The organism is Thioalkalivibrio sp. ALJ4 (assembly GCF_000377225.1).
Taxonomy (GTDB): Bacteria; Pseudomonadota; Gammaproteobacteria; order Ectothiorhodospirales; family Ectothiorhodospiraceae; genus Thioalkalivibrio.
The window spans coordinates 209,763-222,909 of the sequence record NZ_KB897919.1; the positions used below are offsets into that span (position 1 = coordinate 209,763).

Annotated in this window: 12 protein-coding genes; 7 read left to right on the forward strand and 5 right to left on the reverse strand. The window is 64.9% G+C overall.

Translation table 11 applies throughout. The features are described from left to right. Positions 1-10: 10 nt before the first annotated feature. Genes acnA through C936_RS0110500 form a run of 4 tightly spaced genes read right to left on the reverse strand, consistent with a single transcriptional unit; the run spans position 11 to position 5,037 of the window. Positions 11-2,758 (reverse strand): aconitate hydratase AcnA, encoded by a 2,748-nt coding sequence (gene acnA / locus C936_RS0110485; protein ID WP_018174359.1) that lies wholly within the window; start codon positions 2,756-2,758, stop codon positions 11-13. 16 nt (positions 2,759-2,774) lie between these two features. Then, positions 2,775-3,404, reverse strand: coding sequence for a high frequency lysogenization protein HflD (gene hflD / locus C936_RS0110490; protein ID WP_018139413.1), 630 nt, complete (start codon positions 3,402-3,404; stop codon positions 2,775-2,777). 53 nt (positions 3,405-3,457) lie between these two features. Beyond that, positions 3,458-4,579 carry a tRNA 2-thiouridine(34) synthase MnmA gene (gene mnmA / locus C936_RS0110495; RefSeq protein ID WP_018174358.1) on the reverse strand — a complete coding sequence of 374 codons (1,122 nt, stop codon included), beginning with the start codon at positions 4,577-4,579 and terminating at the stop codon, positions 3,458-3,460. Continuing rightward, positions 4,576-5,037: an NUDIX hydrolase gene (locus C936_RS0110500; protein WP_018174357.1), complete on the reverse strand. Its 462-nt coding sequence runs from the start codon at positions 5,035-5,037 to the stop codon at positions 4,576-4,578. The genes mnmA and C936_RS0110500 overlap by 4 nt, the downstream gene beginning before the upstream one ends. A gap of 125 nt (positions 5,038-5,162) precedes the next feature. On the opposite strand from C936_RS0110500, the gene icd reads away from it, so the two are divergent. The 3 genes from icd (at position 5,163) to clpA (ending at position 9,162) form a co-directional block, all read left to right on the forward strand. Continuing rightward, complete coding sequence (icd, locus tag C936_RS0110505) at positions 5,163-6,419, forward strand: NADP-dependent isocitrate dehydrogenase (protein WP_018139416.1); 1,257 nt, start codon at positions 5,163-5,165, stop codon at positions 6,417-6,419. A gap of 143 nt (positions 6,420-6,562) precedes the next feature. Then, positions 6,563-6,889, forward strand: coding sequence for an ATP-dependent Clp protease adapter ClpS (gene clpS / locus C936_RS0110510; RefSeq protein WP_018139417.1), 327 nt, complete (start codon positions 6,563-6,565; stop codon positions 6,887-6,889). A gap of 5 nt (positions 6,890-6,894) precedes the next feature. Continuing rightward, a complete protein-coding gene (gene clpA, locus C936_RS0110515; protein WP_018139418.1) occupies positions 6,895-9,162 on the forward strand; it encodes an ATP-dependent Clp protease ATP-binding subunit ClpA in 2,268 nt (755 codons plus the stop codon). A gap of 108 nt (positions 9,163-9,270) precedes the next feature. On the opposite strand, the gene infA is transcribed toward clpA, so the two are convergent. Further along, a complete protein-coding gene (gene infA / locus C936_RS0110520; protein ID WP_012982660.1) occupies positions 9,271-9,489 on the reverse strand; it encodes a translation initiation factor IF-1 in 219 nt (72 codons plus the stop codon). A 205-nt stretch (positions 9,490-9,694) separates the two neighbouring features. Between infA and fabD the strand changes: the two genes are divergently transcribed. The 4 genes from fabD to fabF all read left to right on the forward strand — a co-directional run bounded on the left by fabD (position 9,695) and on the right by fabF (position 13,144). Then, the gene (fabD, locus tag C936_RS0110525; protein WP_018174356.1) at positions 9,695-10,639 is read left to right on the forward strand and encodes an ACP S-malonyltransferase; all 945 of its coding nucleotides are present in this window, start codon (positions 9,695-9,697) and stop codon (positions 10,637-10,639) included. A 46-nt stretch (positions 10,640-10,685) separates the two neighbouring features. Continuing rightward, on the forward strand, positions 10,686-11,423 hold the full coding sequence (fabG, locus tag C936_RS0110530) for a 3-oxoacyl-ACP reductase FabG (RefSeq protein WP_026182229.1): 738 nt from the start codon (positions 10,686-10,688) through the stop codon (positions 11,421-11,423). 130 nt (positions 11,424-11,553) lie between these two features. Continuing rightward, complete coding sequence (gene acpP, locus C936_RS0110535) at positions 11,554-11,793, forward strand: acyl carrier protein (protein WP_012982657.1); 240 nt, start codon at positions 11,554-11,556, stop codon at positions 11,791-11,793. A gap of 130 nt (positions 11,794-11,923) precedes the next feature. Further along, a complete protein-coding gene (gene fabF / locus C936_RS0110540; RefSeq protein WP_018139421.1) occupies positions 11,924-13,144 on the forward strand; it encodes a beta-ketoacyl-ACP synthase II in 1,221 nt (406 codons plus the stop codon). Positions 13,145-13,147 lie beyond the last annotated feature (3 nt).

The window sequence follows — 13,147 nt, forward strand, 5'->3', positions numbered from 1 at the left end:
GACCTTAGTCTCATTGCGCCAGTTGGCGCAACACGTAGGGCAGGATGCCCCCGTGGCGGTAGTAGTCGATCTCCTGCGGGGTATCCAGCCGCACACGGACGTTGAAGGTTGTGCGCTCGCCGTCATCGGCCACGGCGGTGACGGTGGCCTCGCGTGCCTCGCCGTTGTTCACGCCGGTGATCGAGAACGTCTCCCGACCGGTCAGCCCCAGACTGGCCGCGTTGTCGCCCGCCAGGAACTGCAGCGGCAGCACACCCATGCCCACCAGGTTGGAGCGGTGGATGCGCTCGAAGCTCTCCACGATCACGGCCTTCACGCCCAGCAGCAGTGTGCCCTTGGCCGCCCAGTCGCGCGAGGAGCCGGTGCCGTACTCTTGCCCGGCGATCACGATCAGGGGCGTGTCCTGCTCCTTGTACTGCATGGCCGCGTCATAGATGGACATCTGGTCGCCATCCGGCAGGTGGACCGTGACGCCCCCCTGCGTGCCGGGAGCCAGCAGGTTGCGCAGGCGCACGTTGGCAAAGGTGCCGCGCATCATGACCTCGTGGTTGCCGCGCCGCGAGCCATAGGAGTTGAAGTCTGCGGGCTTCACGCCCTGTTCTTCCAGGTAACGTCCGGCCGGGCTGTCCTTGGCAATGGAGCCGGCGGGGGAGATGTGGTCGGTGGTCACCGAATCACCCAGCAGGGCCAGCACACGGGCACCCTGGATGTCGGTCAACGGCTCGGGCGTCATGCCCATGCCGTCGAAATAGGGCGGGTTGCGCACGTAGGTGGAGTCGTCCTGCCACTCGAAGCGGTCCCCAGTGGGGGCCTCCAAGTTGCGCCAGCGATCCTCGCCGCTGTAGAGATCACCGTAGGCCTTGGTGAAGCTCTGGGCATCGACATGCGCCTGCACAGCTTCGTTGACCTCTTCGGTGGTTGGCCAGACATCCTTCAGGAACACGGGGTTGCCCTGTGCGTCCTCTCCGATGGGGTCGTTGTACAGATCCAGGGTGCTGCGCCCGGCCAGCGCATAGGCGACCACCAAGGGCGGCGAGGCGAGGAAATTCATCTGCACCTCGGAATGGATCCGCCCCTCGAAGTTGCGGTTGCCGGAGAGCACGGAGCTGACGATCAGGTCATCCTTGATGATGGCCTCGCTGATCGGCTCGGGCAGCGGTCCGGAGTTGCCGATACAGGTCGTGCAGCCATAACCGACCACGTGGAAACCCAGCGCCTCGAGATCTTCGAGCACCCCGGCCTTTTGCAGATAGTCGGTCACCACCCGGGAGCCGGGCGCCAGGGAGGTCTTCACCCAGGGCTTGACCTGCAGGCCGCGTTCGCGGGCCTTGCGGGCGACCAGGCCGGCGCCCAGCATGACCGACGGGTTCGACGTGTTGGTGCAGGAGGTAATGGCCGCGATCACGATGTCGCCGTGGTCGAGGGTGAAGGTCTCGCCGTTCATCTCGATGGCCGTATGGCGCGGCTCTTCGGCCTGATGCTCAACGCCGACTGCGGTATGACCACCCTCGGCCGCGAAGCGCTCGGCCTCCTCCGGCTCGTCCGCGCCGCTGTCGCGCTCCTTGAGCATGGTGTCCAGGTGGCGGCTGATCTCGGCTCCGGCCTGGCTCAGGGCGATGCGGTCCTGCGGGCGCTTGGGCCCGGCCAGGCTGGGCTCGACCGTCGCAAGGTCGAGTTCCAGCATGTCGGTGTAGCGCGCCACCGGGGCGTTGTCATTGCGCCACAGTCCCTGGGCCCTGGCATAGGCCTCGATGAACTCGATATGGCCCGCCTCGCGGCCGGTCAGGCGCAGGTACTCGAGGGTCTCGTCGTCGATCGGGAAGATGCCGCAGGTCGCGCCGTATTCCGGTGCCATGTTGGCGATGGTGGCGCGGTCCGCCAGCGGCAGATCGGCCAGCCCGTCCCCGAAGAACTCGACGAACTTCCCGACCACGCCCTTCTTGCGCAGCATCTCGACGATCACCAGCACGAGGTCGGTGGCGGTGGCCCCTTCGGCCAGCCGGCCGGTCAGGCGGAAACCCACTACCTGCGGGATCAGCATGGAGATCGGCTGACCGAGCATCGCGGCCTCGGCCTCGATGCCGCCGACGCCCCAGCCCAGGACGCCCAGGCCGTTGATCATCGTGGTGTGCGAGTCGGTGCCGACCAGGGTGTCCGGGTAGGCCATACAGGAACCGTCTTCACGGTCCTCGACAAACACGGTGCGCGCAAGGTGTTCAAGGTTGACCTGGTGCACGATCCCGGTGTCCGGTGGGACGACCTTGAAGGTATCGAACGCCTGCTGGCCCCACTTCAGGAAGCTGTAGCGCTCGCGGTTGCGGGAGTATTCCAGCTCTGCGTTCAGGTTCATCGCGTTCGCATTGCCATACTCGTCGACCTGCACCGAGTGGTCGATTACCAGTTCGGCCGGCTGCAGCGGCGTGATCTTCTTGGGATCGCCGCCGAGGGCCTCCATCGCGTCGCGCATGGCCGCCAGGTCCACGACCGCGGGCACACCGGTGAAGTCCTGCAGCAGTACGCGGGCCGGGCGGAAGGCGATCTCCTGCGTGGGCTCGGCCTTCGGGTCCCAGTCAAGCAGGGCCTCGATATCGGCGCGCCTGACCGTGCGCTCGTCCTCGAAGCGCATCAGGTTCTCGAGCAGGATCTTCAGCGCGTAGGGCAGGTCCCGGGCGCGCGGGTCATCGGTAATCGGCACGTAACGGCACTCGCGGCCGCCGGCAGAGAGGTTTTCGGTCTTTTTCGGTTCTGCGTGGCTCATGATGCGCTATCCGCTGTCAGGTGTTCAGTCGTTGAAGGATGTGGTCCGCTTGGCGAATCAGTCGCTTGCGGCCCAGAAGGAGTTTCCACCGAGATCCACCCGCCTGGCGCCAGAGCACGGCGGCACGGATGCCCGCCAGCAGCAGGGCGCGCACGCGCGCGGCGATCTCGGGATTGGAAAGATGATTCTGTTCGCCCTGGACGACGATCCGGGGGCCCAGCTCCGAAATGGTCTCCTTGTAGATCTCGGCCAGGCGCGCGATCACGCTCTCGTGCGTGATGGTGAAATAGTCCACCTGCCGCTGGGCACCCTGCAGGCCGTCGCCTAGTTTTTGCAGCATGTCCGGGCGTTTTTGCAGCTTGCGCTCCAGAAAGATCAGGCCCACCGCGTAGCGGGTGATCTCCATATCCGGTGGCTTGCCGCCGTTTTGCAGCTGGCTCTGCACCCGCTCCAGGCCCGGGCGCAAGCTGCTGGCGCCGCGGTAGACATCCTCGGGCGTCTCCGCGTCGAACGCGAACAGGCTGCCGATCAGGATCTCGAATTCGTACTCGTCGCAGCTGCCGCGCCAGGCCAGGTCCTTGACCAGACTCGCGCATTGGAAGAGGGCGGCCAGCGCCAGGGTGCGGTTGTGGTCGTTACGGTCCAAGCCGGAGGGCTCCCGGAGCAGGCGTGAGTGGGTGGATACGGAAAACGCGCCTACTATACCGGAACCGGGGCTTCTGACTCACTGGCGAGTGTGCGGCGGGTGGCAATCACGCCCCCCCCCAGACACACGTCGCCGTCATAAAGAACCGCCGACTGACCGGGCGTGGCCGCACGCTGAGGGGCTTCGAAGCGAACGCGTAGACGGTCCCCATCGACGGATTCCAGCTGGCAGGGCTGCAAGGGCTGGCGATGACGCAGACGCGCCATGACTGGCTGTCCCGGTTCGGGCGGGCGGTGAATCCAGTGGGCGGCCTCCGTCTCGATCTCGGGACTCATCAGCAGCGGATGCTGCGGGTCCTGCGCGACAATCAGCCGATTGCCTCCCAGGTCCTTGTCCACGACATACCAGGGGGCCTCGGGAAACCCGTCGATCCCGCCGATGCCCAGTCCCTGGCGCTGGCCCAGGGTGTAGAACATCAGGCCCTGGTGGTGCCCCACGACCTGACCTTCCGGCGTGCGCATCTCGCCCTCCGGCGCCCGCAGGTACTGCGCCAGAAAATCGCGGAAGCGACGTTCTCCGATGAAGCAGATGCCGGTGGAATCCTTGCGGGCGTGGTTGGGCAGACCCAGCTCGCGGGCACGCGCCCGGACCTGATCCTTGGGGATGTCCCCCAGCGGGAACAGCGCGGGGCGCAGCTGCTCCTGCGTCAGGGTGTGCAGGAAATAGGTCTGATCCTTGTTGGCATCCGCCGCCATGCACAGTTCGCTGTGGTCAGGGAGGTGGCGCACGCGGGCATAATGGCCGGTGGCGATCCATTGCGCACCGAGTTGCCGGGCGTGCTCCAGGAACGAGCGGAACTTGATCTCGCGGTTGCACAGGATGTCCGGATTCGGCGTCCGGCCAGCCTCGTACTCGTGCAGGAAGTGGCGGAACACCCGCTGGCGATAGTCCTCGGCGAAGTTCGCCTTGTGCAGGGGGATCTCGAGACAGTCCGCGACCTCGCGGGCCATCTCGTAGTCGGCCTCGGCCGCGCAGTATTCCGCGTCGTCGTCATCCTCCCAGTTCTTCATGAACAGGCCTTCCACGCGATAACCGGCCTCCAGCAGGCGGCTGGCCGCCACGGCCGAATCCACCCCGCCCGACAGGCCCACGATGACCCGATCGGGACCGCTCACGGCCCCTCCGCATGAACCAGTGAGCCGGCCGCCGCGAGCGGCAGGCGCATCCCGTCCTGATAGCGGCGGATGCTGCGCAGGACCAGCGGGCTGCGCAGCGGCCATCCGCGACGCGCCTCATCCGGTGTCAGCCAGTGGAGGGCATGGATGGCGGGATCGCGGGCCGGCGGATGGCTGGGGTCGCTTGTCGTGCCGCAGAACGCGACGCGCAGCGTCACCGCGCCATTCGCCAGCGCGAGCAGGTCGCAGCCAAGCAGGGCCTCCGGCTGGAAGTCCAGACAGGTTTCTTCGCGGACCTCGCGGATCACCGCTTCGACCAGGTCTTCTTCGGCATCGAGATGGCCGGCCGGCTGGTTCAGTACATGGCGGCCGTCGTCGGTCTCCTCGACGAACAGGAAGCGCCCGTCCCGCTCGATGACGGCGGCGACGGTGATATGGCAGGGCAGGCGTTCGGTCATGCCGTGAATGATAACGCAGCGGCCCGTCTTGCTGGCGTTCTCGAGACCACGTTCCCCTCGGCGGGGGCGGATGGGTATGTATAATCCGGGAGAACGATTTCAATTCTTGCGCACAAGGAGTTTGCATGGCCTACCAGCACATTCAGGTCCCGGAAAAGGGCGAACGCATCACCGTCGACGAGCAGGGCAAGCTGGTGGTGCCAGAACGCCCGATCATCCCCTTTATCGAGGGGGACGGGATCGGTGTGGACATCACGCCGGTGATGCGCCGGGTGACCGATGCGGCCGTGGAAAAGGCCTACGGTGGCCAGAAGGCGATCGAATGGATGGAGGTCTACGCGGGCGAGAAAGCCACGCAGGTCTACGACGACGACTCCGGGCTGCCGGATGAAACCCTGGAGGCGGTCAAGGACTATCGCGTGTCCATCAAGGGCCCGCTGACCACCCCGGTGGGCGGCGGTTTTCGTTCGCTTAACGTCGCGCTGCGCCAGAAGCTGGACCTGTTCGTCTGCCTGCGCCCGGTGCGCTACTACGAGGGCACCCCGAGCCCGCTGAAGGAGCCGGAAAAGACCGACATGGTGATCTTCCGCGAGAACTCGGAGGACATCTACGCCGGCATCGAGTTCGAATCCGGCACGCCGGAGGTGAAGAAGGTCATCGACTTCCTGCGAAACGAAATGGGCGTAACCCAGATCCGCTTCCCGGATACCGCCGGCATCGGCGTGAAGCCGGTCTCCAGCGAGGGCACCAAGCGCCTGGTGCGCAAGGCGATCGAGTACGCGATCGACAACGATCGCCCCTCGGTGACGCTGGTGCACAAGGGCAACATCATGAAATTCACCGAGGGCTCGTTCAAGGCTTGGGGCTACGAACTGGCGCGCGAGGAGTTTGGTGCGAAGGATTTGGACGGTGGTCCGTGGCAGACCTTCAAGAACCCGAAGACCGGCCGCGACATCGTGATCAAGGACGTGATCGCGGACGCCTTCCTGCAGCAGATCCTGTTGCGCCCGGAGGACTACTCGGTGATCGCCACGCTCAACCTGAACGGCGACTACATCTCCGATGCGCTGGCCGCGCAGGTTGGCGGTATCGGGATCGCACCCGGCGCCAACCTGTCCGACACCACGGCGATGTTCGAGGCGACCCACGGGACCGCCCCGAAATACGCCGGCCAGGACAAGGTCAATCCGGGCTCGCTGATCCTGTCGGCCGAGATGATGCTGCGCCACCTGGGCTGGCCCGAGGCCGCCGATCTGGTGGTGAAGGGTATGGGCGGCGCGATCAGCGCGGGCGAGGTGACCTATGACTTCGCGCGCCTGATGGACAACGTCGAGCCGGTGAGCTGCTCGGCCTTTGGCGAGGCCCTGATCAAGCACATGTAACGACAGCGGGTGCGGGCACTTGGTCCGAGCCCGGAACCGAACGACCATGAACGTGGCCTAAGGAGCCAGGGAGACATTGGATTCGTGTTTCCCTGGATGGCCGAACTGGCATGACTAAACCGCTGAAAGCGTGAGTTCGACCGATGAGTGAGAAAAAGCCCCAGATCCCCGATCACGACAGCAATACCGCGGTCGAAGAATCGAGGCCGGAGCTCAAGCCACCCCGGCAGTACAAGGTGGTACTGCTCAACGACGACTTCACGCCAATGGAGTTCGTGGTCGAGGTGCTGGAGACCTTCTTCAGTATGGATCGCGAAAAGGCCACCCAGGTGATGCTGCACGTGCATACACGCGGCAAGGGAGTATGCGGCATCTATACCCGGGACGTGGCCGAGACGAAGGTGGCACAGGTGAACGATTACGCCCGTAGCCACCAGCATCCACTGCTTTGCTCGATGGAGGAGGTCTGACTCCCATGCTCGACAAGGAACTCGAATTCAGCCTGAACATGGTCTTCAAGGAAGCGCGAGAGAAGCGCCACGAGTTCGTGACCGTGGAGCACCTCCTGATGGCGCTCGCGCAAAACCCCAGTGCCGCGACGGTGTTGCGCGCCTGTGGGGGCGACCTCGACCGCATCCGCGACGAGCTCGAGGTGTACATTGACGAGAACACCCCGCGCATCCCGCCGAATGACTCACGCGAGACGCAGCCGACCCTGGGGTTCCAGCGGGTCCTGCAAAGGGCGGTCTTTCATGTGCAGTCCAGTGGCCGCAAGGAGGTCTCCGGGGCAAACGTGCTGGTCGCGCTGTTCGGCGAACAGGACAGCCAGGCCCTCTACGTGCTCGGACAGCAAAACATCAGCCGCCTGGACGTGGTGAATTTCATCTCGCACGGCATCTCCAAGGTGGGCGAAGACGAGCTAGGGGCCCAGCAGAACCCGAACGACCCACAGCCGGAGCAGGTCGAGGGCGAGCGCGAGGAAAAGACCAATGCGCTACAGCTGTACGCGACCAATCTCAACGCGAAGGCGCGCAAGGACGAGATCGACCCGCTGATCGGGCGGGACCACGAGATCGAGCGCACGATCCAGATCCTCTGCCGCCGACGCAAGAACAACCCGCTGCTGGTGGGCGAGGCCGGTGTCGGCAAGACCGCGATCGCCGAGGGCCTGGCGCGCCGTATCGTTGACGAACAGGTGCCCGAGGCGATTGAATCCGCGACCGTCTATGCGCTCGATCTGGGCGCGCTGGTGGCGGGCACCAAGTACCGCGGTGACTTCGAGAAGCGCCTGAAGGGCGTGCTGGCGCAGCTGAAGAAGGAACCCGGCGCGGTGCTGTTCATCGACGAGATCCACACCATCATCGGTGCGGGTGCCGCCTCCGGCGGGGTGATGGACGCCTCCAACCTGATCAAGCCGATGCTCGCCTCGGGCGAGCTGAAGTGCATCGGCTCGACCACCTACCAGGAATATCGCGGCATTTTCGAGAAGGACCGCGCCCTGGCCCGTCGCTTCCAGAAAATCGAAGTGCCGGAGCCGACTGTGGACGAGACCGAGCAGATCCTGCGGGGGCTGAAGTCACGCTTCGAGGCACACCACAATGTCCGCTTCACGCGTCCGGCGCTGCGGGCCGCGGCGGAACTGGCGGATCGCTACATCACCGACCGGTTCCTGCCGGACAAGGCGATCGACCTGATCGATGAAGCCGGTGCCAGCCGGCAGCTACTGCCAATGAGTCAGCGCAAGAAGACCATCGGCGTGCAGGATATCGAGACGATCGTGGCCAAGATCGCGCGCATCCCGCCGAAATCGGTCTCCAGCTCCGACAAGGAGACGCTGCGCAACCTCGAACGCAACCTGAAGATGACCGTCTTCGGCCAGGACGAGGCGATCGGGACGCTCGCAACCTCGATCAAGATGGCGCGTTCGGGGCTTGGCGACATGGACAAGCCGATCGGTTCGTTCCTGTTCGCCGGGCCGACCGGGGTCGGGAAGACCGAAGTGACGCGTCAGCTGGCGCAGCAGCTGGGGATTCATCTGGCGCGCTTCGACATGTCCGAGTACATGGAGCGCCATACGGTCTCGCGCCTGATCGGGGCGCCGCCCGGATATGTCGGCTACGACGAGGGAGGGCTGCTGACCGATGCCATCCTCAAGCATCCGCACTCGGTGCTGTTGCTGGACGAGATCGAGAAGGCCCATCCGGATGTCTTCAATGTGCTGCTGCAGGTTATGGACCACGGCACGCTGACGGACGCCAATGGCCGCGAGGTGGACTTCCGCAACGTGATCCTGGTGATGACCACGAATGCCGGTGCGGAGCAGGCCAGCCGCCCGTCGGTGGGCTTTACCCAGCAGGATCACTCCAGCGATTCCACGGAGGCGATCAAGCGGACCTTCACGCCGGAGTTCCGCAACCGCCTGGATGCCACCATCCAGTTCGGTCCGCTGGACGAGGCGACCATCCTGAATGTCGTCGACAAGTTCTTGACGCAGTTGCAGGCCCAGCTGGACGAGAAGAAGGTGCACCTGACGGTGGAGCCGGATGCCCGTGCCTGGCTGGCCGAGCATGGCTACGACGTGAAGATGGGTGCGCGTCCGATGGCGCGTACGCTGCAGGAGCACATCAAGAAGCCGCTGGCCGACGAGTTGCTGTTCGGGCGCCTGGCGCAGGGGGGCGAGGTTGTGGTCCGGGTGGGCGAATCCGGGCTGGAGCTCGATATCCGCGAGCCGGCTGTCTCCTGACCAAACCCCGGCCTGCAGAAACCACGAAGCCCCGGTCCAGCCGGGGCTTCGTCATTCGGGGATCGACCCTTATGTCTTACGAGCGGCCCCGCAACCCCCGGGGTGGAACTACTTGTTGCGGTAGACGATACGGCCCTTGGTCAGGTCGTAGGGGGTCATCTGCACGATCACCTTGTCGCCACGCAGGATGCGGATGTAGTGCTTGCGCATCTTGCCGGAGATGTGGGCGGTGATGGTGTGCCCGTTTTCGAGCTCTACCCGGAACGTCGTATTCGGCAGGGTCTCTACCACCGTTCCTTCCAGCTCGATTTCGTCTTCCTTCGCCATGCAGTTCCTCGCGTATTGAATTCGGTGGCGACATTATCCGGATGCCACGCGCGAACACAAGTCAACACGGGGTTTTCGGCGTGGCAGGGCTCCGTGCCGGTCGCCGAGTGGCCGCCATTCGCGGAGGATGGCGAGCGTGTACATTGATCAGTGTTTCCCGTGGCCCTACACTACGCCCGCTTTTTACGCGCGAGATGAATAGCGAATGACCACTACCTGGGCCGCAGTCTTTCCGGGGCAGGGCTCCCAGTCCACCGGCATGCTCACCGATCTGGGCGACGACCACGCGGTCGTACGCGATACCTTCCAGGAGGCGTCGGACTGCCTCGATGCCGACCTCTGGAGCCTGTGCCAGCACGGTCCGGTCGAACAACTGAACCAGACAGAATGGACTCAGCCGGTCATGCTCGCTGCCGGCGTGGCCACCTGGCGGCTGCTGACGCAGCAGGCGGACGCGCGCCCCGCGGCTGTGGCCGGCCACAGCCTGGGCGAGTACAGCGCGCTGGTCGCGGCCGGCGTGCTGCGCTTCCCCGATGCCGTGCGGCTGGTGGCCGAACGTGCCCGCGCCATGCAGGCCGCCGTGCCCGAGGGCGAGGGCGCAATGGCTGCGATTCTCGGTCTCGACGATGCTGCGGTCGAGCAGCTCTGTGCGGACAACGCGAGCGGCGGGGTCCTGGAGGCCGTCAACCTGAATGCCCCCGGGCAGGTGGTGATCGCGGGGGCGGCCGCGGCGGTCGACCGAGCGGTCGGTGCGGCCAAGGACGCCGGGGCGAAACGGGCGCTCAAGCTGCCCGTATCCGTGCCGTCCCATTGCGCGCTGATGCGCCCGGCCGCCGAGCGTTTGCAGTCGGTTCTCGACTTTACGAGCTTTGCGGCCCCGCAAATCCCCGTTTGGCAGAATGTGACCGCGGCGCCCGCCGAGACGGCCGATGCGATCAAGGCCAATCTGGCCGCGCAGCTCTACCGGTCGGTGCGCTGGGTGGAGACCATACAGGGGCTTCGCGGCCAGGGTGTTGCGGTACAGGTAGAATGCGGACCGGGGCGCGTGCTGACCGGCCTGGCCAAGCGGATCGATCGCGGGCTGGAACTGTTCGATGTGGCCGATCGCGATACCCTGGATGCCACCGTGAACCGGCTGAGCGCCGGCTGACCCTCTACACTCGATTCCCAGTACGTCCAATTACAGAAGGCGAATGATGTCCGATAACAAACGAGTGGCCCTGGTGACCGGGGCCAGCCGCGGCATTGGCGCGGCCATTGCCCGTCGTCTGGCGGAGCAGGGCCTGCAGGTCGTGGGAACCGCGACCAGCGAATCCGGCGCCCAGCGCATCAGCGAGGCGTTGTCCGAATGGAACGGGCGCGGTATCGCTATGGATGTCACGGACGCCGATTCGGTCGCGACCGGTCTGGCGGGTATCCAGGAGCAGGAAGGACCGGTGGAGGTGCTGGTGAACAATGCCGGCATAACCCGCGACAACCTGTTCATGCGGATGAAGGACGAGGAGTGGGATGCGATCATCAACACGAACCTGTCCTCCGCCGCCCGGCTGACGCAGCGCCTGCTGAAAGGCATGATGAAGCTGCGCCGCGGGCGGATCATTCTGATCGGCTCGGTGGTCGGTTCCGCCGGCAATGCCGGCCAGACGAACTACGCCGCGGCCAAGGCGGGGCTTGCGGGATTCGCCCGCTCGCTGGCGCGCGAGGTGGGCAGCCGGAACATCACCGTCAATACGGTCGCGCCGGGCTTCATCGATACTGATATGACCCGCGAACTCGGGGACGAGACCAAGGAACACCTGCTGGGCCAGATCCCGCTGGGGCGCCTGGGCGCGCCGGATGAGATCGCGGCTGCCGTGGGCTTTCTCGCCTCCGAGGAGGCGGGCTACATCACCGGCGAAACACTGCATGTGAACGGCGGGATGTTCATGCACTGATCAACCCGCGGGGCCCTCGGTCCCGCGCAGGCCCGAGAGGTTCGCGTCTCCCTGGAACGCAGCCGGGCTTTTCTCTAGAATGGCGAACCTTCAAACGAAGCCGCCTCAATTGGAAGGGGATTTCTGAACCATGAGTAGCATTGAAGAACGCGTCAAGAAGATCGTTGTCGAGCAGCTGGGCGTCAAGGAAGAGGACGTCACCAACAGTGCCGCCTTTGTCGACGACCTGGGTGCCGACTCGCTGGACACCGTGGAACTGGTGATGGCGCTCGAAGAAGAGTTCGAGACGGAAATCCCGGACGAGCAGGCGGAGAAGATCACCACCGTGCAGCAGGCGATCGACTACATCAACGAGCACATGAAGGACTGATTGGGCGCCCCCCTGGGCGCTCGAACAGGACGCGGACGGGCCTCTCTGCGAGCAGAGTGGCCCTTCGTCGTTTCGTTGAGCGCGTATTTCAGTCTTTCCGAGGAGAACATCATTGGCTAAGCGACGTGTCGTGATTACCGGACTGGGCATTGTGTCCCCGGTCGGCTCTACCATCGACAAGGCCTGGTCCAACATCAAGGCCGGCAAGAGCGGCATCTCTCCCATCGACGTGTTCGATGCATCGGAGATGCCGGTCAAGATTTCCGGAGCCGTCCGGGACTTCGACGCTAATGACTATGTTCCGACGAAAGACCAGAAGAAGATGGACACGTTCGTCCTCTACGGTCTGGCCGCCGGGATTCAGGCGCTGGACGACTCGGGTCTGGAAGTAACCGAGGAAAACGCGGACCGCATCGGGGTCGCGATTGGGTCCGGCATTGGGGGCCTGCCGTATATCGAACGGTCTTATGCCGCCTATCTCAAGGGCGGTGCTCGCAAGATCTCGCCGTTCTTCGTGCCCAGCGCCATCATCAACATGGTGGCGGGTAATCTCTCCATCATGCGCAACCTGCAGGGCCCGAACATCTCGATCGTGTCGGCCTGCGCGACCGCGACGCACAACATTGGCGATGCGGCTCGGATGATTGCCTATGGCGATGCGGATGCGATGGTGGCCGGCGGAGCCGAGATGGCCACGACGCCACTGGGGATCGGCGGCTTTGCGGCGGCGCGCGCGCTGTCGACCCGGAATGACGACCCCGAGCGGGCCTCGCGCCCCTGGGATCAGGATCGCGACGGCTTTGTGCTCAGCGACGGTGCCGGCGTGATGATGCTCGAGGAATACGAGCACGCCAAGGCGCGCGGGGCTCATATCTACTGCGAGGTCGCCGGTTTTGCCTGGAACGCTGACGCCTACCACATGACGCAGCCGTCTCAAGATGGCGCGGGGGCCGCCAAGTGCATGCTTCGCGCTCTGAAAGATGCCGGCGTGAACCCGGAAGAGGTGGGCTACATCAACGCCCACGGTACTTCCACCCCCGCGGGCGACCTGGCCGAGACGCAGGGCCTGAAGAAGGCGTTTGGCGACCACGCCTACAAGTTGCTGGTGAATTCCACCAAGTCGATGACCGGACACCTGCTGGGAGCGGCTGGTGGCATCGAGGGTGTGTTCACGGCACTGGCGCTTCGCGATCAGGTCTCTCCGCCGACAATCAACCTCGAAAACCCGAGTGAAGGCTGCGATCTGGATTATGTGGCCAACGAGGCGCGTGAGATGAACACGAAGGTGGGCCTGTCGAACTCCTTCGGTTTTGGGGGCACGAACGGCACCCTGGTGTTCCGCACCCTCTAGTCC

What these genes read in the sequence shown, in the direction of transcription:
- clpS (WP_018139417.1), top strand. Translation starts at nt 6,563, where the DNA reads ATGAGTGAGAAAAAGCCCCAGATCCCCGATCACGACAGCAATACCGCG.
- acnA (WP_018174359.1), bottom strand. Translation starts at nt 2,758, where the DNA reads ATGAGCCACGCAGAACCGAAAAAGACCGAAAACCTCTCTGCCGGCGGC.
- C936_RS0110500 (WP_018174357.1), bottom strand. Translation starts at nt 5,037, where the DNA reads ATGACCGAACGCCTGCCCTGCCATATCACCGTCGCCGCCGTCATCGAG.
- fabG (WP_026182229.1), top strand. Translation starts at nt 10,686, where the DNA reads ATGTCCGATAACAAACGAGTGGCCCTGGTGACCGGGGCCAGCCGCGGC.
- clpA (WP_018139418.1), top strand. Translation starts at nt 6,895, where the DNA reads ATGCTCGACAAGGAACTCGAATTCAGCCTGAACATGGTCTTCAAGGAA.
- infA (WP_012982660.1), bottom strand. Translation starts at nt 9,489, where the DNA reads ATGGCGAAGGAAGACGAAATCGAGCTGGAAGGAACGGTGGTAGAGACC.
- icd (WP_018139416.1), top strand. Translation starts at nt 5,163, where the DNA reads ATGGCCTACCAGCACATTCAGGTCCCGGAAAAGGGCGAACGCATCACC.
- fabD (WP_018174356.1), top strand. Translation starts at nt 9,695, where the DNA reads ATGACCACTACCTGGGCCGCAGTCTTTCCGGGGCAGGGCTCCCAGTCC.
- acpP (WP_012982657.1), top strand. Translation starts at nt 11,554, where the DNA reads ATGAGTAGCATTGAAGAACGCGTCAAGAAGATCGTTGTCGAGCAGCTG.